A 21,838-nucleotide genomic window follows, 5' to 3' on the forward strand; every position below is an offset into this window, starting at 1 on the left:
CCGTTGGGTCTTCGATTTTGATTTCCGCGTACCCGCATATCGCCATCGCCCCTTCGCATAGCGCCACCCCGCCCGTATTGGCCTCCACCGCAGGTGGTCGATGCTAATGGGCACCAGACTTCGATACTTGGGGCTGACGGTGCTCGTCATCGTCATCGCCATGCTCGGTTTCTTCCAAATGTTCGAGCGCACGCAAGGCGGCCTCGTGCCGAGTGAGCTGCACCTGTTCATTGCTGGCGCCGTACTGTTTGTGGTCACGTGGGCCGTCATGGCCAAATGGCAACCCAATGCGAACCAGTCGATCATCTGTTGCGCCGAACTGTTGACGGCCGTTGGCATTCTCATGATCGCGCGCATCGACCAGAGCATGGATACGGCCGTGGCCACACGCCAGCTGATCTGGATGTGTGTGGCGCTCGTATGTGCGAACCTGTTTTTCGCGTTCATGCATGATTACCGCGTATTGCGGCGTTTTTCCTACGTGAGCATGGTTGTGGGTTTGGCGTTGCTGCTCTCACCGATGATTCCCGGATTGGGCCGCGAAATTGGCGGCGCACGCATCTGGATCGGTATTGGCAGCTATCAGCTGCAGCCTGGCGAATTCGCCAAGCTGTTCCTCGCGTTCTTCTTCGCGTCATACCTGTTCAACCATCGCGACCAGCTGGCCGTGGGCGGCAAGAAAGTGCTGGGTTTGCAACTGCCGCGCATCAAGGACTTAGGTCCGATTGTGGTTGTCTGGATCGCTTCGATGGGCGTGCTGATCATGCAGCATGATCTGGGCACGTCGCTGATGTTTTTTGCGATGTTTGTGGCCATGCTCTATGTGGCCACAGGACGTGCCAGCTGGCTCGTGATCGGTTTCTTCGCGTTTGCGATCGGATGTGTGGTTGCGGCGCATGTGTTTGCGCACGTCGGTTACCGTGTGGACGCATGGTTGCATCCGTTCGATGCCGAGATTTACAACCGGTATCCGGGTGGTTCCGCACAAATCGTATCGGGCCTGTTTGGTCTGGCGGCAGGCGGTTTGCTTGGCACTGGATTGGGCCAAGGCCACCCGTCCATCACGCCGCTGGCCAATTCCGACTTCATTTTCGCGTCCCTTGGTGAGGAACTCGGCCTCGTGGGCGTGCTGGCCGTACTGCTCGTGTATTTGCTGATTGTGGCGGCGGGACTCATGGCTGCCATGAAAATCAAAGACGGCTTTGGCAAACTGTTGGCAGCCGGATTGGCGTTCTCGATGGCGTTCCAGGTGTTCACCGTGGTTGGCGGTATCACGCTCGTGATTCCGTTGACGGGTTTGACGATGCCCTACATGGCTGCCGGCGGTTCCTCGCTTGTGGCCAACTACATTCTGGCCGCACTGCTCGTAATCATTTCCAACCAGGCCAACACAAAGACCGACACTGATTTGTCGGAAACATTCCGCCTGCAAGCCGTGGCCATGTTGCGCCATCGCAAGCAGCAGAACACACCAGTGGCGCGCCAGCCCATCGCTTCCGCACCCGTGGCGGCGAGCGCGGTGCACACCAGCGACGACAACAGCAATGACGACGAAAAACTCGATGATACAGCTGTTTCCGACGATGACGCCGCTCTCGATGAGCAAGCCACGGCTGTGATCCATACGGGAGGCCAGGCATGAACAAATACCTGCGTCAGATTTTTACGGCCGTTGTGGTGCTGTTCGTGATTCTTGGCATTTCGTCATCGATCATCATGACCGTGCGCTCAAACAATCTTGCGCATGATGCGCGCAATGTGCGCTCGTTGTATGCCTCGTATGGGTCGAATCGTGGTTCGATTTTGGCCGCCGATGGCACGGTCATCGCCAAATCGGATCCCACGAACGACTCGTTCAAGTATCAGCGAATCTATAGCGACGGGTCCATGTATGCGCCGATTACGGGCTATTTCTCGGTGGCGCAGCTTGCCGACCGTGGCATTGAAGCGTCAAGGGACGCGCTGTTGACTGGTGAATCCGATGCTTTGTTCTGGCAACGGTTTGTGACCACGTTCACGGGTGAGGCCAATCAGGGCGCATCCATTGAAACGTCGATTGATCCAGGCATCCAGTCGGTGGCCTACAACATGCTCAAGGACTCCGACGGCGCGGCCGTGGCCATTGAACCGTCCACGGGCCGCATCCTGGCCATGGTCAGCACACCAAGTTACGACCCGAACTCGTTGGCCATGCATAGCACAGGCCAAGCCAGCCAAGCCTATTCGCAGTTGGCCAATGAAGCGGCCAACCCGATGCTCAATCGCACGATCAACGAACTGTATCCGCCAGGATCCACATTCAAGACTGTTGTGGCCGCCACCGCATTGGAAACAGGCGACTACCATCTTGATACGCAAATTCCGGCAGGAGCCAGTTACACGTTGCCCGGCACGGCCACGCAATTGACGAATGCCGTGTGGCAGGCCAACGGCACGGATGGCAAGATTTCATTCGAAGACGCGATGGCGTATTCGTCGAATACGGCATTCGCACAGTTGGGTGTGGCGTTGGGCGACCAGAAAATCAGCGATATGGCGAAAAAGCTCGGCTTTGATGCGCCAATCATGGTCGACGGCACCAATGCGACGGGCTTGCCGATGCGCGCTGTGGCGTCGCAATTCCCAACGAATGCGTCAGCCGACCGTTTGGCGTTAGCGTCGATTGGCCAAGGCGATACGCTCGTCACTCCGTTGCAGGATGCGCTGATTGCCGCCACGATCGCCAACAAAGGCAAAGTCATGCAGCCCACGCTCGTCGATCGTGTGCGCTTAAGTGATTTGTCGGTGCTGCCAGACACAAAGCCGCAAACCATCAATAAAGCGTTCAGCGAAGATACGGCATCAGCATTGACTCAAGCCATGCAGGCTGTGGTGACGAAGGAAAATCCGAATCTTGCTATTCCCGGAGTGAATGTGGCTGCGAAAACGGGCACTGCGCAGATTGGTGAGAACAATAGTGCCATTGATGGCTGGGTCATGGGATTCGCCCCAGCCGAGAATCCGAAAATCGCCGTGGCGGTGGTGGTGCACAACGTGGACCTGATGGGTTCATTTGCTGCAGGCCCGGTGATGAAAGCGATGATTGAGGAGGCATTGAAGCAATGAGACTTGTGGAAGGTCAGCTCATCCATAGACGGTACCGTCTGGATTCGCGTCTTGCCCAAGGCGGCATGGGTGAGGTCTGGAAAGGATACGACATTCAGCTTGGCCGCCCTGTGGCCATCAAGGCGTTGCGTACCGATACAGGCAACCAGGAATCGAAACTGCGTCGTCTGCGTGCTGAAGCGCGCAATTCGGCGAATCTTGCACATCCCAATATCGCGGCGCTGTTTGAGTATTACGAGAAAGACGGCATCGGCTTCCTGATCATGGAGTATGTGCCGAGTGATTCGCTCGCAGACGTCTACCGTCGCATTGGCGGTCCCATGGACCCGTTGGAGTTGTTGCCGATTCTGATCCAGACGGCGCGAGGCCTGTTTGTCGCGCATTCGCGTGGCATCATCCATCGTGATGTCAAGCCGGCCAACATCATGGTCTCCGACAATGGCGAAGTGAAAATCACCGATTTCGGCGTCTCTTATTCCACGAACCAGGAGCAGATCACGCAGGATGGCATGGTCGTGGGCACGGCCCAATACATTTCGCCGGAGCAAGCGCAAGGCCAGCATGCCACACCACAATCCGACATCTATTCGTTGGGCGTCGTCGCCTACGAGGGCCTGTGCGGGCACCGCCCGTTCACAGGCGCCACACCGGTCGACATCGCCGCGGCCCATGTCAACAATCCCGTGCCGCCATTGCCCAACACCGTGGATGTGCAATTGCGTGAATACGTCATGTACATGCTGGCTAAAGACCCGTTGGACCGCCCAGTTGACGCACTGGCGGTGGCCCGCATTCTGTCACGTATTGAACGGCGTTTGCTTGACCAGCAGACTGAAGAAGTAGAAACGCGCATCATGCGCCTGGACGGCCGCATGCCACGGCGAGTGGCAAGCGAACCGCATCATGATTTGTCGAATATTGGCAATGCAGGGTTCCGCATCCCGTTGCTCGGCCAGCTCATCGGCGACCGCTCAGACGCCCCAGGCAACGACAATCTAGACAACAGCCAAGCTCCATCCGAAGGCCACGACCACACCTTCGGAACCGAGGGAAGGAACATGGATGAGTAGCTACATGCCTTCAAGCCTTGACCATGGCCGCTATCAGCTCGGCCAGCTCATTGGCCGCGGTGGTATGGCCGAGGTGTATATCGCCACCGACACGCGCCTGGGTCGCACGGTGGCCATCAAGATCATGCGCGCCGACTTGTCCCATGACGAGATTTTCTTGACGCGGTTCCGCCGCGAAGCCCATTCGGTCGCGCAGATGAACAATCCGAACATTGTCAACATCTATGATTCAGGCGAGGAATCCGTGGCCTTGGAGAACGGCCAGACCGAGCACCTGCCTTATTTGGTCATGGAGTATGTCAAAGGCCAGACGCTGCGCGACATTCTGCGCGTCAACGGTGCGTTGAGCCAGGGTGACGCCGAACATGTGATGCTGGGCGTGCTCTCGGCGCTCGAATACTCGCATCGCATGGGCATCATCCATCGAGACATCAAGCCCGGCAACATCATGATTTCCGAGCAGGGCGTCGTCAAGGTCATGGACTTCGGCATCGCCCGCGCGCTCGACGATTCGGCGACCACGATGACGCAGTCGCAAGGCGTCGTCGGCACAGCCCAGTACCTCTCCCCCGAGCAGGCGCGCGGCGAGAGCGTCGACATGCGTTCCGACCTCTATTCCGCCGGTTGCGTGCTCTATGAAATGCTGACTGGCAAGCCGCCGTTCACTGGCGATTCCGCCGTGGCGATCGCCTACCAGCATGTGTCGGAAGTGGCCACTCCTCCGAGCGTCACCGTACCCGGCCTGCCGAAGATGTGGGATTCGATTGTCGGCAAAGCCATGGCCAAGGACCGTCAGAACCGTTACGCCACGGCCACGGAGTTCAAGAACGACATTTTGCGGTTCATGAACGGCGGCATGCCGATCGCGGCCGCATTCAATCCGCTGACTGATTTGACGAACATGAAAGCCCGTCGTCAGGCCGAGCAGACTGCTGCCACAATGCCGTACGGTTACGGCACAGGCACGCAATCTCCGGCCACGCAGGCGTTCAATCCCGTCACTGGCCAGTTCGAGCCCGTCCCTTCCGCACAGAACACGAGTACGGGCACCGGTACCGCTGTGCAGTCCCGCGCCGCCCAGCGTGCTGCCGCCGCCAAGAAACGCAAGAAACGTAACACTATTATTGCTATTTCCGTGATTGCGGTTATCGCTATTCTTGCCGCCATCGGCTTTGGCGTGTGGAAGAACCAGCACCCCGCTATCGAAATGGTCAAGGTGCCCACGTTCAACACGGCTACCACCGAAGACCGCGCCGTTGAGCAGCTCAAAGCCGCAGGTCTCGTACCGGAAGTACTTGAAGACAACGATTCCACCGAGCCTGCGGGCACATTCACAAAACAAAATCCACAGGGTGGCACGAGTGTGGCCAAGGGTTCGAAGGTGCGCATCTACTTCTCTACGGGCCCGCAATCGATCCGTGTGCCAGACGTGACAAATCTGACGCAGGAGGCTGCACGCACCGAGCTCGAAAATGCAGGCTTCGTCGTCAATCCGAGTGTGCAGATTGAAGACAGTGGCACGATTGAGAAGGACCATGTAACGCGTACCGATCCAGCCGGTGGCACGTCACAGCCCAAGGGCACCTCAATCCAGTTGTACATCTCTTCGGGCACCACGCGCATTCCCGACGGTCTCGTCGGCATGGCCAAAAATGACGCGGTGCGCCAACTGCAGCAAGCCGGTTTGACGGCCACCATCGAGTACGAGACGTCAGACACGGTGGAGAAAGACCATGTCGTGCGCGTCGATCCCGATAGCGGCACCAGCGTCACGCGTGGTTCAGGCGTCACACTCTACATCTCGCAAGGCGTCGAAAAGGTCACAGTGCCTTACCTGGACCTGAGCGGCACCACCACCTTGAGTGATGCACGCGTCGCGTTGCAAGCCGTGGGACTGAACGTGGAAGTCGAGTCAGGACCGAACGACGATGCGGCCATCGTGACAAGCATGAACCCCGCCGCCAACTCCGAGGTAGACAAGGGCTCCACAGTCAAGCTCCAAACCAAGGACGCCCCCAGCCCCAGCCCATCTCCCTCGGACTCCTCATCCCCCACCTCCTCTCCATCCCCCACCCAGCACTAACCGCTGGCTGCACAACAGTGAAAATGCGTCTTTCTTACCACCAAGGCAAAGAAAGACGCATTTTTCGTCGCAACCCACCCCTCCCCTAACCAGCCCAACAAAGAAAAACGCCAGCCCCACCGCAAACCGCATCTCCCCTGACCAGCGTGGTCAGGAAAGGTACAGTTCCTCGTCGCAAACCGCATCTCCCCTGTCCGGCATGGTAAAGAAAGACGCAGTTTGGGAGCAAACCGCACTTCTCCTGACCAACGTGGTCAGAGGAGATGCAGTTTCAGGCCGCAAACCGCACCTTTCCTGACCAAGCTGGTAACGGGAGACTCAGTTTTCCGTCGCAAAGTGCACTTTTTCTGACCAGGCTGGTCAGAGGAGATGCAGTTTCACGCGGCACTACGCACTCTCTCCTGACCAGGCTGGTCAGGAGAGAGGCGTTTTGGGGGCAATAGTAAACAATCCGTAGCGCGGTTGTACCACGGGGTACGTTCGCGCTACGGATTGTCAACGAATTGAGGGCGCCTCGTCAGGAGGCAGGGTAACGGATAGGCACCGGCACTTACGCAATCTTGGGCTGCAGGCCCAGGCTGCGCTCAACGGCATTGGTCTGGCCGCAGACGGCGAGCCAGTTGGCGAGCAGACGGTAGCCGTCTTGGGTCATTACCGACTCAGGGTGGAACTGCACAGCGAACATCGGCAGCGATGTGTGGCGGATGGCTTGCACAATGTGGTCGTCTTTGGTCCACGCGGTCACCTGCAGCGTATCAGGCACAGTCTCAGGTTCCACAGCCAGCGAATGGTATCGCGTGGCAATCATCGGATTGGCCACACCGGCAAAAATCGGATCATCATCCACATGCTCCACCAGGCTCGTCTTGCCATGCATGATTGTTGGCGCATGGCTGACCGTGCAACCAAACACTTCGGCGAGCGCCTGCAGGCCCAGGCACACCCCGAACATTGGCACGCCTTGTGCGGCGCACAATCGGATGATGTCTTCACTGACGCCGGATTCGGCCGGCGCGCCGGGGCCTGGCGAAATCAGCACGCCATCGTAGCCCTGCAGCACTCCAGGGGCGGCGGGGTCGATTGCGTCGTTGCGCACCACAGTCACCGAGGCGCCCAACGTTTTGAGATAGTCCACGATCGTGTATACGAATGAATCGTAGTTGTCGATGACCAGGATATGCGCCGATGGCGTGGATTCCACAATGTGTGTTGGCACGGTGGTTTCTGCGGTCTGGCTGGTGGTCATGGCTACCTCCTTCAAGCGCCTTCAAGTCGGTCTCCCTTAGTGTAGCGAGTAGAGCGCATCCACAACACTATTCGACCACAGTTCCATGCTGCAGCCCGGTGTGATGTTCATCATGCCATTTCGGCAGGCACACTTTCCAGCCATCACATATCCCGCATCTGCTGCCACTACCTGCAATAAAAAAGAAATCGTGTGGCTCCCGTTTTCCGGTGCCACACGATTTCCCGTTCACACTAGCCGCGCGAGCCCCGCGCCAGCCCCACGACAACCCCGTGCGAGCCCCCCCCCCCCGCGCGACTCTCGCACTTCCCGCTAGTTAACTAGCTAACCGTGAAATTCGACATTTCCTTTAGTACGGGGATGTTCGCCGCGGCCCATGGGAATACCCATTGGAACATGGCACCGCAGGTCACGAGCAGCAGGATCAGCAGCAGGGTCCAGCGGATTGCAGCCGGCCCGGGTTGATGACGCAGCAACCATCCGTAGAATTCGAAGGCCGGCTGGGGCTTCTCACCATTGCGGATCGCGCGCAGCGCAGGCCAGCGGAACGCGAAGGCTGCGGCCGCAAAAATAATTACGTAGGCGAGCAATCCGTAGAACACGAACGGCTTGAGCGTGCCCAAGCGCACGAATACGCTCGGGTTTGACACGTCACGATTGATGAATTCCACGCCGCCTGATGCTGTTTTGTGCGTCAACGCTTCTGGCACGCCGTCGGCCACTTTGGCCCAGTACTTGAACGTGCCGAACGCAACCCAGCGGTGCGTTGGCGTCGAGTATTTGGGTTCACAGGTAGTCAGTGTGATCATCGGTTCGGTGGCCGGCTGGGAGGGCTCGATCGGGTTGGGTGCGAGCACACTGCCGTCGGTCGGCAGCACGATGCGGTCCGACGTGTATTCGTACACGTACCAGTAATCAAGCGTTCGGATGATGATTTGGTCACCCGCTTTGAGCTTGTCAATGTCGCCGAGCGGCTGCCCGTATCCATTACGGTGCCCCGCGATTGCGAAATTGCCGACCTGTCCCGGCATCTGCGTGGTCGTGTAGTGGCCCAGTCCCTGCTTGTTCAGCTCGGCCAGCGATGTACCTTCCACAATGTTGCGTTCCCAGGAATCGCCGAACGCTGGGATGTACGCCATGCCGATCAGCTCACCTGCCGTGGCGTCCTCCGGCTGCAGCGGCGCCTCGCCTTCCTGCGGCTGCGCGATTTTCACGTCGCCGTCCGTGGCCGGTAGCGCGAATTTGGCATCCTCGCGCTTCTCGATCTGGCTGTGCGCGGACTCCACTCCCGTCCACCACTCCATCCATCCGATGTACAGTCCGCAGACAGTGGCGAACGTCAGCAGCAGCCCCGCGAGCATCATTAAAATATTGGGTCCGGGGTGCTTGGGTTTCGTAGGCATGTTGCTATGGCGTGGTGCTGTCATATGGTATCTCCGTTATTGCACGCGCGGTCAGTTTGTGCCCGCCGATGCTTCTTCGTTCTGTTTGGCCGGTTCCTTGGGTTGTGGCACGACTGTGGCATATTTGAGCGGTTGCAGCAACGACGGTGTGGCATCGAAGTGCAGGTATTCCTGCTTGACGCTATATCCCAGGCCGAATGCCGACACGTATTCCTTGTAGATGCCAATGGCTTTGGAACGGTCCAATGCCCGCTGCATGGACCTGACAGGGCCAATGGCTGAGATCGTGAAGGGTGGCGAATAACGTTTGCCCTGCATCATAAGCACATTGCCTGAGCAGATGATGGCTGAATTGGCCAATACACGCTGGTCCATGATTTGCATGACTTCTGCGCCACCAGCCCATAATGCGTTAACCACGGCTTCCACGTCTTGTTGATGCACCACGTATTTGTCAATATCGGCGCTTGATCCGTTGGCGCCTACCGAGTTTTTCCACAGCGAAGAATCGTTGAGCGTAACGGTCAGACCATCGCCTTCCACGGCCGGCAACATCGTGCTTGATCCGGCGTCGTCACCTGTGGCGCCTTTGGTGTTGGTGGCCAACGTGTTGAGCGTATCGACTTGGGCGGAAAGCTTGTTGACTTCAGCTTGCAACTCGTTGACTTGGTGCACACGCGATTCGATGAGTTCAGCGGTGTCGTTCGTGGTTACAGCCGTGCGGTTCACGCGCAGGTTCGTCATGATCAGAAAGCCCACGACGGCCACGACCACAAGCACGGCCATACTGCCAACGAACGTCTGATGCGTGCCATGCTTCATCGTGTGCTTGGCCATGCGCAACCCGTCCTTCCGATCAATCGATTATCCCCACGTATCCAACCCGATTGCAAACCTTGTTGTTCCCAAAATAAGCGTTGCGACCCTCAGTTCGCAACCAAAGATACGGGGGTATGGAGCAAATGCGTGGAAATTGCTGAGATTCCGGGTGTGAAACGTGACAGCGTTCTCATGCAACCACTATAGTAAACGGTAGTCGAATGAAGGAGACATCACCCATGGCTGACGAAAAGCTGCACGAGAACGCAGACGCCGCCCCTAAGGACGACACGGTCACGGAAACCACCGTGGAAGACGTGGTCGTCGATGAGAAGACCGAACCGAACACCGCTGCCAAGGAAGTCGTGGTGGATGAGGCTCCCGAAGCTGATTCCAGCGCCACGATTGACGCCGATGTGATTGCCGAATCAGACAAGGTCGCCAAAGAGGTGGATGAAGCCGCTGACGCAGCTGATTCCGCTGATGACGCAGACGGCTTGCCTATGGACAAGGTTGAGGCCGTGCTGAACGCATCACTCGATTCGAATGATGTGACACCGCAGATGGCACGCGTGATGCGCCGCCAGGAAGAAAACAGCCGTCGCGTGGAGGAGAGCATCAAGGGCACGAAGGCGAATCCGAAGTGGCTCGTGCCGGTGTTCTGCGCATTCATGATTGTGGGCCTGATTTGGGCTGTGGTCTATTACATCCAGCCGAACTATCCGATTCCGGGCATTGGCGCTTGGAACCTCGCCATCGCGTTGACGCTGATCATCATAGGCTTCTTGATGACGATGGCTTGGCACTGATCGGCCAGGTACCTATTAGTGGTTGACGCGTTGACCCATACGCATACGCATGCTGGGGCCATGCCGGACGAACTGTCTGGCATGGCCTCAGCCGCTACACGCGAGTTTGTGGACCAGCACCGCGGCGATGATGTGCGCGAGCTCGCATTGCATGCCAAACGCACGGACGACGTGGATATGCCGTTCGCGCTCAACCAGATTGCAGGCTGGCAGACAGCCCGCACCAAATTGCCCGAATGGGCTGCACACCACGAGATCATCTATCCGCCGCATCTGTCGATGGAGCAGTGTTCATCGCAATTCACGGCGCATGTCAAAATGCGGTTGGCGCAACGCGTGCTTCAGGAAGCCGGCATCCAGCCGCAACGGTTTGCGGATTTGACGGGCGGCTTTGGTGTGGACTGCTCGTATTTGGCACGGTTGTTCACCGATGCCGACTATGTGGAACAGCAACCGCATTTGTGCACGATCGCGCAGCATAATTACGCGGCGTTGGCATTGACGCAGGTGCACGTGCATCAGGCGGATGCGCGGAAATATTTGGAATCAATCAACGGTGAGGGAACTGCCAAACCGTATGACCTGATTTATCTGGATCCTGCGCGGCGCGACGGACACGGCGCACGCACGGTGGCCATTGAAGATTGCACACCGAACGTGCTCGAGATGAAAGACGGGCTGCTGCGAGCCGCGCATGCCGTCATGATCAAGCTGTCGCCGATGCTGGACTGGCGCCAGGCCGTCGAACAGTTTGAGGGCAGCGTGAGCCATGTGGTGATTGTCAGCGCGGGTAACGAATGCAAGGAACTGCTGCTCGTGCTGCAGGAGCGGGATGATGCCGCCGATTGCACGATGCTCGCGATCAATGATGATCAACAGCTTGAATATGTGTTGGGCCACGAATCTCAAGCGCGGCTGAACGGCTGGAATGGTGAACCGGGCAACGGTGAATCCTCGGCCGGTTCCGGGCTGCAGTTGACGGTCGAAGCATTGGAAGAGCTGGCTGAGCGCGGTGAACTCTATATGTATGAGCCGAACGCGAGCATCATGAAAGCCGGTGCGTTCGATGTGCTGGAGCAGCTGATGCCCGTCACGCAAGTCGGGCCACACAGCCATCTGTTTGTTGGCACGCAGTTGATTGACCAGTTCCCCGGGCGCAAGTTCCAAGTGACGAGCCTGGGCACAATGAACAAGCAATCACTCAAAACCCAGTTGCAGCGGCTGCGCGAACGGCAGCAGGGCGAGGGGCGCAAAACGTTGCAAGCGAACGTGGCGGTGCGCAACTTCCCGTTGACCGTGCAACAGCTGCGCAAGAAACTCAAGCTGTCCGACGGCGGCAGCGACTACCTGTTCGCCACCACGCTCGGCCGAGACACGCACACGCTGTTCTGGTGTCGCAAAGCTGCATAATCACGCTGTCTTTTTGCAGTTCTACCTGTTACGGAATAAGTGTTCATATGCGCTTGTTCCGAACTCCTTTCTTTCCAAAGGGGTTTCCTGCTTCTACCTGTCCTCTTTCCGCCCGCTCGCGCGGTGCGTACCGGAGTGGATGCGACAGTCCACAGGCGTTACTTCCCGACTAACCATCGGTAGTTCAGTTTTGAGTGTTTCTATTCGACAGGCAGTTTGACGACCGTGTATGCGGTCGCGTCCCGTAGGTTCAGGGCCGCGTTGATGTCGCGGTCGTGGGGGGTACCCGCAGTTCGCGCATGTCCATCCGCGTTCATGGCAGAGAAAATTACTCCTATGTCGTGTAGTACAATATTTGTACATGCGAAATGTACATTTAGGAGAACGCGATGAGCACCATAACCGTAACCCCCACCCGGTTCCGCCAGCACATGCACAGCGCCCTTGAGGAAGTCAAACAGGGAAACGAAGTCATCATCAGCGGAAGAGATGGCATCGATATAACCGTCAACCTCAAGAAAAAACGCGGCAGCAAGCCCGACCTCATGGGAGCGCTAAGGCCACTGCCAGCCGGCCCCAACGCCCGCGCCGTCTTCCCCACAGCCGCCGAAGCGGTAGCGGAACGCTACGCACGGCGGGAACGTGAAGGATGGTCGGAATGAGCAAACGCTACATCGACGCCAACATAGCGCTCCGCTACCTGACCGGGGAACCCCATGACCTTGCTGAACAAGCCAAGGCGGAGCTCGAAGAACCAGCGGTGCTTTCCATGGAAATCCTTAACGAAATCGTCTATGTCCTTGAGAACGCCAAGACCATAGAAGAGGACGGCAGCCAACATCCACGCTACGCTAAGCAGAGCGTCGCGGAACTCCTCATCCGGTTTTCGCAAGTGGTTGACTACGAGCCGTATGATCTCATGCTGTACGCCCTACGCCTACACCGCGAACAACCCAATCTGGATATAGCGGACTGCGAGCTGATAGCCCGCAATCATTTGAAGAACGATGAAGTGGTCACGTTCGACAAGCGGTTGCAGAAAAGGCTGCTGCAAGTAGGATAAGGGGGAATCATAGGCACCATCATCGTCACGCCTACCGAGTTCCGGCGGCACATGCACGCCTATCTCAACGAAGTACGCAACGGCAACGATGTCATCCTCCATTGCCGGAACGGCGTTGAGATGCGGTTTCGCTTGTGCGAAAGAAGAACGAACCGCCTGATAACCCTTGAGGGTTTTCTAGCGGCCTTCAACTTTCCGTTGCCGCTGCCAGTCGGAAACCACGTTCAGTACGTATGCAGCCAGCGCGGAGCCAGCAAACCACCAGAACCCATCTGCGCCTGCGATGGGCGCTGTGGCGAAGAGCGCGCATAGGGCGGCGATGCTCGACGGGTTCGAGGCTGCCGCCGCGAAGGAACATGAAGCGAAGGAGGCGAGGGCCGCCGCTGTGGACGTCGTCGAAGACGATTCCCAAGCCACTCTCCACGATTCCCGCCTAACATGGAAAATCCGGCCGACGGGGAGAGAAGATCGAGAGACCGCATCCTGTTTGAGAGTGAACAGGTCGCCGCTGAAGGCGCTGGAGTCGAATCCGGAGCCCGTAATCCTGCTGCCTTTGGTCGCGCTGACCGTTATCGGCGGGTTTCCGCTCCCCTTATTTAGAGAAAACGGGGATTGGACGGCACGGAATTAAGGGGCGCGGAGTTATCCACAATACACCCCCTTCAATTCAGAGGTTTTGCAGAAAAACCTTCGCGAGTTCTCAAGTTACCCTAAACTTATCCACTACATATAGGGCGATGCCGCGGGGTAACCCCTAGGTTTAGTGGCCGCTTATGCACCGTTTCGCGACGGTGGATAACTGGTTATCCACATAAAGTGCACTAGAAAACCCTAGGAAAACGGGCTTTTGTGGAAAACCATGTGGATAACTTGAGGAGTTATTCACCACTTATCCAGACGTTATCCCCTACTTATCCACATTGTTATGCACAACTGTGGAAAACTACACGCGTGTAATTCCCCCCGTCGCAACTTTTATCCCCATTTCTGCCTAATGTTTTGCATAAAAATGGCACTTATCCGCGTTTATCCACATATGCTTCTGCACTATCCACATCACAACGTTGTGCGCTGCCGCACAACACAGTGCATTTGGCAGCACTCGGCACAAGGTGACCATTCTGTTCAGCAATTCGCAATCGTCGCGCTGCGGTACATATACAAAAATCCCGATCCACCATCGTGAATCGGGATTTCTAGGACTGCTACTGATTGAAAATCAGGCCTTGGCGTCAGCCTTGACGTCGTCCTCGGCGTCCTCGTCCTTATCCTTGGCCAGCGAGAGGTCTACTGGCGAGGAGCTGTTCTCCCAAGGCTCCTCCCACGGATCATAATCCGGGTTCTGCTGCTTGTAGATGTACAGACCGACGACTGCAGCCAGCAGGCCACCGAAGAGCAGCGCGAAGAATTTCCAACCGTTTGAAGACTTCTTCTCCATGACGGCTCCTTTCACATGTTGCGGCCGGTTGCGTCTTAAACCGACTCTGGTACCCATCATAGAACCATATCTGTGAAAACAATGTGCAATTGTGCTCAAGGCAAGCTAAAAACGTTGGAAATAAGCCAAAAACTGCCCATGTTGGGGTGGTCGGGCGCTGAGCTCAAATGGATGGGTGGTTGCTAGGGTGTCTTGGTATGACACAACGTTTCAGCTTGTTCCCCGATTCACCGAAGATGCGCAATGTGTTTTCGGCACGGTCATTGCGTGCGCGATGGCGTTCCGGCATGCCTGTGATTACCGAAATCACGATTGTGCTGTGCGTGGCAATTTGGATTCTCGAAGTCATTTTCCGCCTGGCATGGCCAGCCGGTCTCAATGCGATGTTGGGCTTCGCGATGCTGCAGCCAGCCACGGCCTGCGTGCATCCGTGGACGTTCATCACGGCCATGTTTATCCACAATCCAGGCGCACTGTGGCACATCCTGTTCAACATGTTGACGCTGTGGAGCGTGGGACCGTATCTTGAACGGTTGATGGGCCATTGGCCATACTTGATTTTGTATGTGCTCTCCGGCATTGGCGGCAATGCGGCAATGATGCTCTGGGCAGCCATTGGCGGCGCCAGCAGCGCCGGATGGATTACGGGTGTCTATGGCGCATCAGGCGCGATTTTCGGTCTGTTCGCGGCCATGCTCGTGGTCTACCACAACATGCATGAGGACTTGCGTTCGATGCTCGTGTGGATGATCATCAACTTCCTGATGCCGATTGTGGTGCCGAACGTGGCATGGCAAGCCCATGTGGGCGGTTTTGTGTTTGGCGGTTTGCTCACGATGCTCACGATTTACGGTGTGCGCTCGTTGCGTATGAAGCCCGTCATCGCCAAATTCGCGTTTTATGGCGGCATTCTGCTGGTCATCATCATCGCCATAATCATCTGGTCGAACACGCTCAACCCATACGCGGCATTCCTCTGATCAACAACGATTGGTTGATGCCTTGCAAAGCGCAGCGGGAGTTTGCACTTCTGCTGCGCTTTTTTGATGTCCCCTGGAGAGCCGTGGTGGCGTAGTGTGCTGGGAAAAGACTAGGCAGCAGGCGTGCTAGAGAGGTGGGGATTGGCGACGGTTCGGCGGCTAGTGCCGGTGGCACGGAAATAACAATAAAAAGCCCGCTCCTGACGAGCAGGAGCGGGCAGTGTTACGCAAGATTAGCGGATCACTTGTCGAGCGGACCAGTCATCCAGATGCGCTCAAGGTAGTCCTCGATGGAGCGATCCGAGCTGAAGTAGCCGGAGTTCGCCACGTTGAGGATAGCCTTGCGGTTCCATTCGAGCTGATCGGCGTAGAGCGTGTCGATCTGCGACTGAATGTCGTGGTAAGCCGTGAAGTCGGCCAGCGTCATGAACCAATCCTTCTTGAGCCAGTCGGTGACGAGCGGCTCGTACGTTTCGGCGTCGCCGTCCGAGAACGTGCCGTTGGCAACCATGTCGATGGCGGCCTTCAGACGCGGATCAGCCTCGTAGTACTTCGACGGATCGTAACCGGCGGCGTACAGAGCCTCAACCTCGTCGACGGTCATGCCGAACAGGAAGAAGTTCTCAGCACCGACGCGGGCACGGATCTCGACGTTGGCGCCGTCGAGTGTGCCGACAGTCAGAGCGCCGTTGAGGGCGAACTTCATGTTCGACGTACCCGAAGCTTCCTTGCCAGCCTGCGAGATCTGCTCGTCGAGCTCGGTAGCCGGGATCAGCAGCTGAGCCACGCGGATGTTGTAGTTGTACGGGAAGGCGATCTTGAGCTTGCCCTTGACGTCCGGGTCGTTGTTGATGACCTTGGCGACGTTGTTGATCAGCTGAATCGTCAGCTTGGCCATGTAGTAGCCAGGAGCGGACTTGGCGCCGAAGATGAACGTGCGCGGGGTCAGGTCGTCAGCGTTGACCTTGCCGGACTTGATGTCGGCGTAGGTGGCGATGACCTCGAGGATCTTCAGAGCCTGACGCTTGTACTCGTGCAGACGCTTGATCATCGTGTCGAACATCGTCGAGGCGTCGAGGTCGAAGCCGTACTCGTCCTTGGCGAACTGAGCGAACTTCACCTTGTTGTCATACTTGACCTTGGCGAACTTCTTGACGAACTCGTCGTCCTGAGCCAGCGGCTCGAGGCCCTTGAGCAGCTCCAGGTCGGATAGCCACTTGTCGGTGCCGAGGCCTTCGGTGATCAGCTCGGACAGACCCGGGTTGGCCAGCTTCATGAAGCGGCGAGGGGTCACGCCGTTCGTCACGTTCGTGAACTTGGCGTCGAACAGATCGGAGAAGTCGCGCAGCGTGACGTCCTTGAGCAGCTGCGAGTGCAGCTCGGCAACGCCGTTGACATGCGAACCGGCGTAGGTGGCGAGGTAAGCCATGCGAACCTTCGCGTCGTCCTCGTCGGTGACGATGCGCATGCGCTCGATCTTGTCCTGATCGTCGGTCAGGTCAGCCAGCTCAGCGAGGAACTGGTCGTTGATCTTCTCGATGATCTCCAGGTGACGCGGCAGCAGCTTGCCAATCAGGCTGGCCGGCCAAACCTCGAGGGCTTCCGGCAGCAGCGTGTGGCAGGTGTAGTTGAACGTCTTGGTCGTAACGGTCCAAGCCGTATCCCAGTCGTAGCCGTACTCATCGATGAGGATGCGCATGAGCTCCGGGATGCCGATAACCGGGTGGGTATCGTTGAGCTGGAACGTGATCTTGTCGGCGAACGTGGTCAAATCAGGCTTGTCCTGGCCCGGGTAGAAGACGCGGATGGCGTCGTGCAGCGAAGCGCTCGTGAAGAAGTACTGCTGCTCGAGGCGCAGTTCCTTGCCGACCTGCGTGGAATCTTCCGGATAGAGGATCTTCGAGATGTTCTCGGCCTGGACCTGCGGTTCCACAGCCTTCATGTACTCGGACTTGTTGAACTCGAGCAGATCGAACTCGTCGTAGCTCTTGGCCTGCCACAGGCGCAGCGTGTTCACGCGGCCCGAAGCGTAACCCGGCACCATGTAATCCACCGGGATGGCGCGCACAGCCCAAGCCGGCTTCCACACGCGCTTGCCGTCTTCTTCAACGACTTCGCCACCGAAGTTCACGCGCTGCGAGCGGCCGTAATCGATGTGGCCCCACGGATCTTCATTGGCCAGCCAGTAATCAGGACGCTCGACCTGCTTGCCTTCTTCGTCGAATTCCTGGCGGAAGATGCCGTACTTGTACTGGATGCCGTAGCCGAAGGCCGGCACGCCCAGCGAAGCGAGCGAATCGATGAAGCATGCAGCCAGACGGCCCAGACCACCGTTGCCCAAGCCCGGCTCATATTCGGCGTCGATGACCTTCTGAGCATCGAAACCGAGTTCCTTGACGGCTTCGTTGAACTGCTCGGTCAGACCGGCGTTCAGCAGCGAGTTGCGCAGCTGGCGGCCCATCAGGAACTCAGCGGACAGGTAGCCGACGGCCTTGGTGTTGCCGTTGACCATATCCTGCTGGGTCTTCATCCACGAATCCATGAGATGACGACGCACGGCGGAAGATGCAGCAACATACACATCGGCTGCAGACGCCTGCTCCGGAGTGACACCCTGTTCGTACTTCAGAAGTTCGCGAATCTCATTGGCGAAATCCTTCGACGAAATCGAGGACTTCGGTGCGGTCAATTCGGTCATGAAATAACTCCCTAATTTGGATAGTTGTGTTTGAACGCGCCCATGAAGGAAGCATCTTTGCATTCAGCGCCTAGACTTCGCCGGTATGCATACGTTCTCAGAGGAAATCATAACATAACCGCATTATCGTGGAACTGTCTCGCTCTGATGCGTTGCAAACGTAGTCATTGCAGAGTTCCCTTCGATGCATCAGCGATGCACCCATGCGCGATAGATTGCGATAGATATGGCATTCCTCGAAAAATCGCCGCCTCCATACGTCGGTTCTTTGGGGCTTATCTTGCCGTGCTTTGCTTGAAAAACCGTAAGGGTAGTGAACATTCTCGCGTGGCAAACCCAGCAGTTCAACCGAACAGGCGGAATTGTGCAAAACCGTTGGGGTTCGGGGGTCTCTTGCACCATGCCACCGTGGCAGACCTGCCATGCGCCACACAGCAAAGCCATATTCAATTGTGCACCATGCCCCCTTCTGCTTGCATGAAGCGCCCAAAGTCCGGAAAGGCTCCACAAACCCTTAACACCGATGTAACAAGAACGTGGATGCAACGCGTTCATTATTCGTCAATTCTGTTCCCACATGTGGTTGACGTCCTCTCCCGCCTGTAGAGGCGGGAGATTCCAACACTATGCGTGTTGAGGTTCGCACGGCAGCGTCGCATGCTGTCCACGCAGGGTGTTCAGCATGTCTTGCACGCTTATGCCATGCCAAGCGCCGTCCGTGCTTGCTAGGTGCTGCAATCCGGCTTCCAGTATGTTCAATGCGGCGTTGGTGTCCGCGTTGTCCTCGTGCCCGCAGTTGACGCATTGGAATGCCGCTTGGCTCTCGCGGTTCCTTGGGTCGATGTGCTTGCATTGGAAGCAGGTTTGCGATGTGTAGGCCGGGTTGACCTGCACAAGCGTGCAGGTATCTTCCAGCTTGGTCTTGTATTCAAGCATGGAACGCAACATGCCGAGCGCGTTGTTTCGCATGCTCCGGTTCAGACCGCGTTTGCGGCTCTGCCCGTTGGACAGGTAGTGGCCCGGTGTGTTCGGGTCCGGTTTCGGCGTGGCTTTGCGTGTCATGTTCGCCGTCTGCAATGCTTCCACGCAGACGATTTCGAAGTCCCGCACAAGCCCGGTGGTGTATTTCTGGTAGCAGTCCGTGATGATTCGGTGCTTCTTCGCATACAGGTCCGCGACTTTCGCTCGTTCCCTCGCGTACCGTTGTGAAACGCCGTCCCTCACGTACTGGCGGCGGGTTTTGCCGCTCAGGTTGGCTTTGCGCGCCATGGCGCGTTGGCGGCGTCTTATCTCCCGGTCTATCTTCGCCAACTTCGTTTTGGGCAGGTCGAGGAACATGCCGTTCGATTGGGCGGCGGCGTGCGCCACGCCCACGTCCACACCGACCGCCATGCCGGTCTGCTCGCGTTTGATGGGAAGTGGCGTGTTGGTGAACACCAAGGTTCGTTTCGTCCAGTTCACGCGGATGCCCGTGTACGGGCGGATGGGTTGGCTGACGCGGATGTGGATGCGGATGGTGAACCGGGTGCCGTGGTCGCGGTAATCTTTCGGGTTCTGTCCCTTGATGGTCACTATCCCGTGGTTGCGGTTGACCTGTTGGAAGAGCGCGTTCTGCCCGTTGTTGTACCAGCAGGCGAACGTGTGGTCGTCGTGTTTGCGGCTGAGGAACGAGGGCATGCGCCCCGCCTTGCGGTGGTGTGTGATGTTCGTCTTGCGGCGGGCGATGGCGGCGAACCATTGCGTGTTCTCGATGCGGTCGGGTGATTGGATGACGTAGGTGGGCACGGCGGCTATCCATGGGCATTCGACGCGCATGGTCTTGACGGTGCGCGTGTCCGGGTGCTCGCTCAGCGGCTTCTTTTCTTTGTTCTTGTTGATGATGTACCTGTTGGAACGGTTCGCGTTGAACCTGAACCGCCAAGCGTCGCACAACCATTGCATGACACGATTGCCGTCATTGGAATACATGGGGGAGCCATCGTCGGCCATGCCAAGGTAGATGTGCGCGCCTTGCACATCCACTCGTTCGATGACGGTTTTCTGGCTCATACCCATAATGATACCATATTTCATCTACTATTAATAATAGAGAAGACTGCGCCTTACACCTCCCGCCTACGCTCCGCTAAGAGGCGGGAGCCCTACGGCGCAATCTGGTAGAACAGAAATCATGCCAGTAATCCGAAAACAAGATCTCGGCAAAGGTGAGGATGCGTTCTTTGCGTGGGACGCGGCGGCCAAAGCGCTCGTGCGCGCGGGCGAGGAGCCGACGCAGGTGAGTCCCGAGCTGCCCAGGGCCACAATGGCGATGGCCGTGCGGTTCTCGCTGCACATGCTCGAAACCAAGGCGCCGGGGCCTGGCGTCGAAGTGCGCGTAGCACCGTGGGGAGCCGTGAAAATCCTTGACGGACCGGCCTCCGACCCGCACAATCTCACGCCGCCCGACGTGATCGAGCTCGAGCCGAGCGTGTGGCTGCGGCTCGCGACAGGCGTGACAACGTGGGCCCAGGAACGCGAACTGGGCCGCATTACGGCTGTGGGCGAGCGCGACGATTTGTCGGGACTGCTACCGCTGGGATAGGGCGGCAGACCGCAGTGTCCAAGATGCCTGAAACAGCCGAGATTGCCAACAAAGGCGAGACTGCTGATATGCAATCTCGCCCCTGTTGCAACAACTTTGACGCGAAGTGGAAACCACTCAACATCGAAGAGTTGTGTTTGGACTGTTACTCGGGTTGTCACTCAAGTTGTTACTCGGAGTTGACCCTATTCGCAGAAGCGCTCGTAAGAGTTACGATGCGCACTCACTCATCCTCATGCGTATCGGTCTGCTTGCTGTCGTGCTTGAACGCACCCGGAGCAGGCATGGGAATGGGTTTATGCGGCTTGGAAGTTGGCTTGGGCGCTGCGGCTACAGCAGCCTCAGCGGCCCACTTGGCATATTCATCGAGATCGTCACGCGACATGTCGTCTTCGGTCTCGTCAGTCTCGGAGTACTCGGCCTCATACGCTGCGTATTCGGAGGCGTCGTGCTGATGTTCCTCAATATCAGCAAATGGATCAAAGGAACCCGAACCTGGTTCTTGCGCACCAAGCTCCTTGGCAAGCTCATCGTAATCGGTGTCTGTGGTCAGATACTTGAGCTTCCGAGCGATCTTCTGCTGTTTGGCTTTCTGGCGTCCGCGGCCCATCTGACCCCCTGCTTTGCTTGCACTGGTGTTAAATCACATATAAGAGAGTACCACTGTATGTGAATCGTGGGTTTCCCGTCTCAATGTCAGCGATATTTTGCCGCCCTTTATATGCGATATCCCCTTGTTTTCTGAATATTTTAACCACAATAGAAAAGACCACCACGATGCCTACCATCCCATTCTCCACCATCATCGACAAGGAATGCATCGCCCCCCCCCCCCCCCCCCCGAACGCCGCACGGTTCATGGACGAGGAGGACAAGAAAATGGACGCCGCCGTCCAGCTCATGCTCGCCCGTGAAGAAGCACATCTCAGTCAGGAAGAACTTGCCAAACGCAGCGGCGTCAGCCGTGCGACCGTCAACCGCATAGAACGAGGACGCATCATGCCCTTGCTCAACACTCTTGAAAAGCTCGCCAAAGCAATGGGCAAGACAGTGAAAATCAGTTTGGCCTGACCCAAACGCTGGGAAACGCTGGGAAACACTGGGAAACACAGCACCGTCTCCATATGGAGGTG

Annotated in this window: 19 protein-coding genes; 12 read left to right on the forward strand and 7 right to left on the reverse strand. The window is 57.4% G+C overall.

What is annotated here, in order from left to right; translation table 11 throughout:
- The first annotated feature begins 106 nt into the window (after positions 1-106).
- Genes BGLCM_RS00435 through pknB form a run of 4 tightly spaced genes read left to right on the forward strand, consistent with a single transcriptional unit; the run spans position 107 to position 6,258 of the window.
- Positions 107-1,642, forward strand: a complete 1,536-nt coding sequence (locus tag BGLCM_RS00435) for an FtsW/RodA/SpoVE family cell cycle protein (protein WP_044084339.1) — start codon at positions 107-109, stop codon at positions 1,640-1,642.
- Positions 1,639-3,105, forward strand: coding sequence for a peptidoglycan D,D-transpeptidase FtsI family protein (locus BGLCM_RS00440; protein ID WP_006295568.1), 1,467 nt, complete (start codon positions 1,639-1,641; stop codon positions 3,103-3,105). The genes BGLCM_RS00435 and BGLCM_RS00440 overlap by 4 nt, the downstream gene beginning before the upstream one ends.
- Positions 3,102-4,175, forward strand: coding sequence for a serine/threonine-protein kinase (locus tag BGLCM_RS00445; protein WP_006295569.1), 1,074 nt, complete (start codon positions 3,102-3,104; stop codon positions 4,173-4,175). Before BGLCM_RS00440 ends, BGLCM_RS00445 begins: the two co-directional genes overlap by 4 nt.
- A complete protein-coding gene (gene pknB, locus BGLCM_RS00450; RefSeq protein ID WP_006295570.1) occupies positions 4,168-6,258 on the forward strand; it encodes a Stk1 family PASTA domain-containing Ser/Thr kinase in 2,091 nt (696 codons plus the stop codon). The genes BGLCM_RS00445 and pknB overlap by 8 nt, the downstream gene beginning before the upstream one ends.
- A 550-nt stretch (positions 6,259-6,808) precedes the next feature.
- On the opposite strand, the gene BGLCM_RS00455 is transcribed toward pknB, so the two are convergent.
- The 3 genes from BGLCM_RS00455 to BGLCM_RS00465 form a co-directional block, all read right to left on the reverse strand.
- Positions 6,809-7,504 (reverse strand): anthranilate synthase component II, encoded by a 696-nt coding sequence (locus BGLCM_RS00455; protein WP_006295572.1) that lies wholly within the window; start codon positions 7,502-7,504, stop codon positions 6,809-6,811.
- Positions 7,505-7,824: 320 nt separating this feature from the next.
- Entirely contained in the window at positions 7,825-8,931 is a 1,107-nt protein-coding gene (locus BGLCM_RS00460; RefSeq protein ID WP_044084340.1) for a class E sortase, read from the reverse strand.
- 27 nt (positions 8,932-8,958) lie between these two features.
- On the reverse strand, positions 8,959-9,744 hold the full coding sequence (locus BGLCM_RS00465) for a DUF881 domain-containing protein (protein ID WP_006295575.1): 786 nt from the start codon (positions 9,742-9,744) through the stop codon (positions 8,959-8,961).
- A 347-nt stretch (positions 9,745-10,091) separates the two neighbouring features.
- Between BGLCM_RS00465 and crgA the strand changes: the two genes are divergently transcribed.
- From crgA to BGLCM_RS00490, 5 genes are all read left to right on the forward strand, one after another.
- The gene (crgA, locus tag BGLCM_RS00470) at positions 10,092-10,535 is read left to right on the forward strand and encodes a cell division protein CrgA (RefSeq protein WP_420796139.1); all 444 of its coding nucleotides are present in this window, start codon (positions 10,092-10,094) and stop codon (positions 10,533-10,535) included.
- Between the two features lie 60 nt (positions 10,536-10,595).
- Positions 10,596-11,945 carry a THUMP-like domain-containing protein gene (locus BGLCM_RS00475; RefSeq protein ID WP_006295577.1) on the forward strand — a complete coding sequence of 450 codons (1,350 nt, stop codon included), beginning with the start codon at positions 10,596-10,598 and terminating at the stop codon, positions 11,943-11,945.
- Positions 11,946-12,334: 389 nt separating this feature from the next.
- Positions 12,335-12,607 (forward strand): hypothetical protein, encoded by a 273-nt coding sequence (locus BGLCM_RS00480; protein WP_006295578.1) that lies wholly within the window; start codon positions 12,335-12,337, stop codon positions 12,605-12,607.
- A complete protein-coding gene (locus tag BGLCM_RS00485) occupies positions 12,604-13,008 on the forward strand; it encodes a PIN domain-containing protein (protein WP_006295579.1) in 405 nt (134 codons plus the stop codon). Before BGLCM_RS00480 ends, BGLCM_RS00485 begins: the two co-directional genes overlap by 4 nt.
- 292 nt (positions 13,009-13,300) lie before the next feature.
- Entirely contained in the window at positions 13,301-13,639 is a 339-nt protein-coding gene (locus tag BGLCM_RS00490; protein WP_148401415.1) for a hypothetical protein, read from the forward strand.
- Positions 13,640-14,227: 588 nt separating this feature from the next.
- Here BGLCM_RS00490 and BGLCM_RS00495 read toward each other — a convergent pair.
- Entirely contained in the window at positions 14,228-14,446 is a 219-nt protein-coding gene (locus BGLCM_RS00495) for a hypothetical protein (protein ID WP_044084341.1), read from the reverse strand.
- 236 nt (positions 14,447-14,682) lie between these two features.
- On the opposite strand from BGLCM_RS00495, the gene BGLCM_RS00500 reads away from it, so the two are divergent.
- The gene (locus BGLCM_RS00500) at positions 14,683-15,426 is read left to right on the forward strand and encodes a rhomboid family intramembrane serine protease (protein WP_052295137.1); all 744 of its coding nucleotides are present in this window, start codon (positions 14,683-14,685) and stop codon (positions 15,424-15,426) included.
- A gap of 241 nt (positions 15,427-15,667) precedes the next feature.
- On the opposite strand, the gene BGLCM_RS00505 is transcribed toward BGLCM_RS00500, so the two are convergent.
- A complete protein-coding gene (locus tag BGLCM_RS00505) occupies positions 15,668-18,124 on the reverse strand; it encodes a glycogen/starch/alpha-glucan phosphorylase (protein ID WP_006295585.1) in 2,457 nt (818 codons plus the stop codon).
- Positions 18,125-18,748: 624 nt separating this feature from the next.
- Positions 18,749-20,173, reverse strand: a complete 1,425-nt coding sequence (locus BGLCM_RS00510; RefSeq protein WP_044084407.1) for an RNA-guided endonuclease InsQ/TnpB family protein — start codon at positions 20,171-20,173, stop codon at positions 18,749-18,751.
- A 121-nt stretch (positions 20,174-20,294) separates the two neighbouring features.
- Between BGLCM_RS00510 and BGLCM_RS00515 the strand changes: the two genes are divergently transcribed.
- Positions 20,295-20,705, forward strand: coding sequence for a sterol carrier family protein (locus tag BGLCM_RS00515; RefSeq protein WP_006295588.1), 411 nt, complete (start codon positions 20,295-20,297; stop codon positions 20,703-20,705).
- A 223-nt stretch (positions 20,706-20,928) separates the two neighbouring features.
- Here BGLCM_RS00515 and BGLCM_RS00520 read toward each other — a convergent pair whose 3' ends face one another.
- The gene (locus tag BGLCM_RS00520) at positions 20,929-21,315 is read right to left on the reverse strand and encodes a DUF3073 domain-containing protein (protein WP_006295590.1); all 387 of its coding nucleotides are present in this window, start codon (positions 21,313-21,315) and stop codon (positions 20,929-20,931) included.
- A 167-nt stretch (positions 21,316-21,482) separates the two neighbouring features.
- On the opposite strand from BGLCM_RS00520, the gene BGLCM_RS08375 reads away from it, so the two are divergent.
- Positions 21,483-21,776 (forward strand): helix-turn-helix domain-containing protein, encoded by a 294-nt coding sequence (locus tag BGLCM_RS08375; protein WP_044084343.1) that lies wholly within the window; start codon positions 21,483-21,485, stop codon positions 21,774-21,776.
- Positions 21,777-21,838 lie beyond the last annotated feature (62 nt).

The sequence above is a fragment of the Bifidobacterium gallicum DSM 20093 = LMG 11596 genome (assembly GCF_000741205.1).
Taxonomy (GTDB): domain Bacteria; phylum Actinomycetota; class Actinomycetes; order Actinomycetales; family Bifidobacteriaceae; genus Bifidobacterium; species Bifidobacterium gallicum.

Coding starts and splice junctions, on each gene's coding strand:
- BGLCM_RS08375 (WP_044084343.1), top strand. CDS start 21,483: ATGCCTACCATCCCATTCTCCACCATCATCGACAAGGAATGCATCGCC.
- BGLCM_RS00465 (WP_006295575.1), bottom strand. CDS start 9,744: ATGGCCAAGCACACGATGAAGCATGGCACGCATCAGACGTTCGTTGGC.
- pknB (WP_006295570.1), top strand. CDS start 4,168: ATGAGTAGCTACATGCCTTCAAGCCTTGACCATGGCCGCTATCAGCTC.
- BGLCM_RS00520 (WP_006295590.1), bottom strand. CDS start 21,315: ATGGGCCGCGGACGCCAGAAAGCCAAACAGCAGAAGATCGCTCGGAAG.
- BGLCM_RS00500 (WP_052295137.1), top strand. CDS start 14,683: ATGCGCAATGTGTTTTCGGCACGGTCATTGCGTGCGCGATGGCGTTCC.
- BGLCM_RS00485 (WP_006295579.1), top strand. CDS start 12,604: ATGAGCAAACGCTACATCGACGCCAACATAGCGCTCCGCTACCTGACC.
- BGLCM_RS00440 (WP_006295568.1), top strand. CDS start 1,639: ATGAACAAATACCTGCGTCAGATTTTTACGGCCGTTGTGGTGCTGTTC.
- BGLCM_RS00455 (WP_006295572.1), bottom strand. CDS start 7,504: ATGACCACCAGCCAGACCGCAGAAACCACCGTGCCAACACACATTGTG.
- BGLCM_RS00505 (WP_006295585.1), bottom strand. CDS start 18,124: ATGACCGAATTGACCGCACCGAAGTCCTCGATTTCGTCGAAGGATTTC.
- BGLCM_RS00495 (WP_044084341.1), bottom strand. CDS start 14,446: ATGGAGAAGAAGTCTTCAAACGGTTGGAAATTCTTCGCGCTGCTCTTC.
- BGLCM_RS00480 (WP_006295578.1), top strand. CDS start 12,335: ATGAGCACCATAACCGTAACCCCCACCCGGTTCCGCCAGCACATGCAC.
- BGLCM_RS00475 (WP_006295577.1), top strand. CDS start 10,596: ATGCCGGACGAACTGTCTGGCATGGCCTCAGCCGCTACACGCGAGTTT.
- BGLCM_RS00445 (WP_006295569.1), top strand. CDS start 3,102: ATGAGACTTGTGGAAGGTCAGCTCATCCATAGACGGTACCGTCTGGAT.
- BGLCM_RS00460 (WP_044084340.1), bottom strand. CDS start 8,931: ATGACAGCACCACGCCATAGCAACATGCCTACGAAACCCAAGCACCCC.
- BGLCM_RS00510 (WP_044084407.1), bottom strand. CDS start 20,173: ATGAGCCAGAAAACCGTCATCGAACGAGTGGATGTGCAAGGCGCGCAC.
- BGLCM_RS00515 (WP_006295588.1), top strand. CDS start 20,295: ATGCCAGTAATCCGAAAACAAGATCTCGGCAAAGGTGAGGATGCGTTC.
- BGLCM_RS00435 (WP_044084339.1), top strand. CDS start 107: ATGGGCACCAGACTTCGATACTTGGGGCTGACGGTGCTCGTCATCGTC.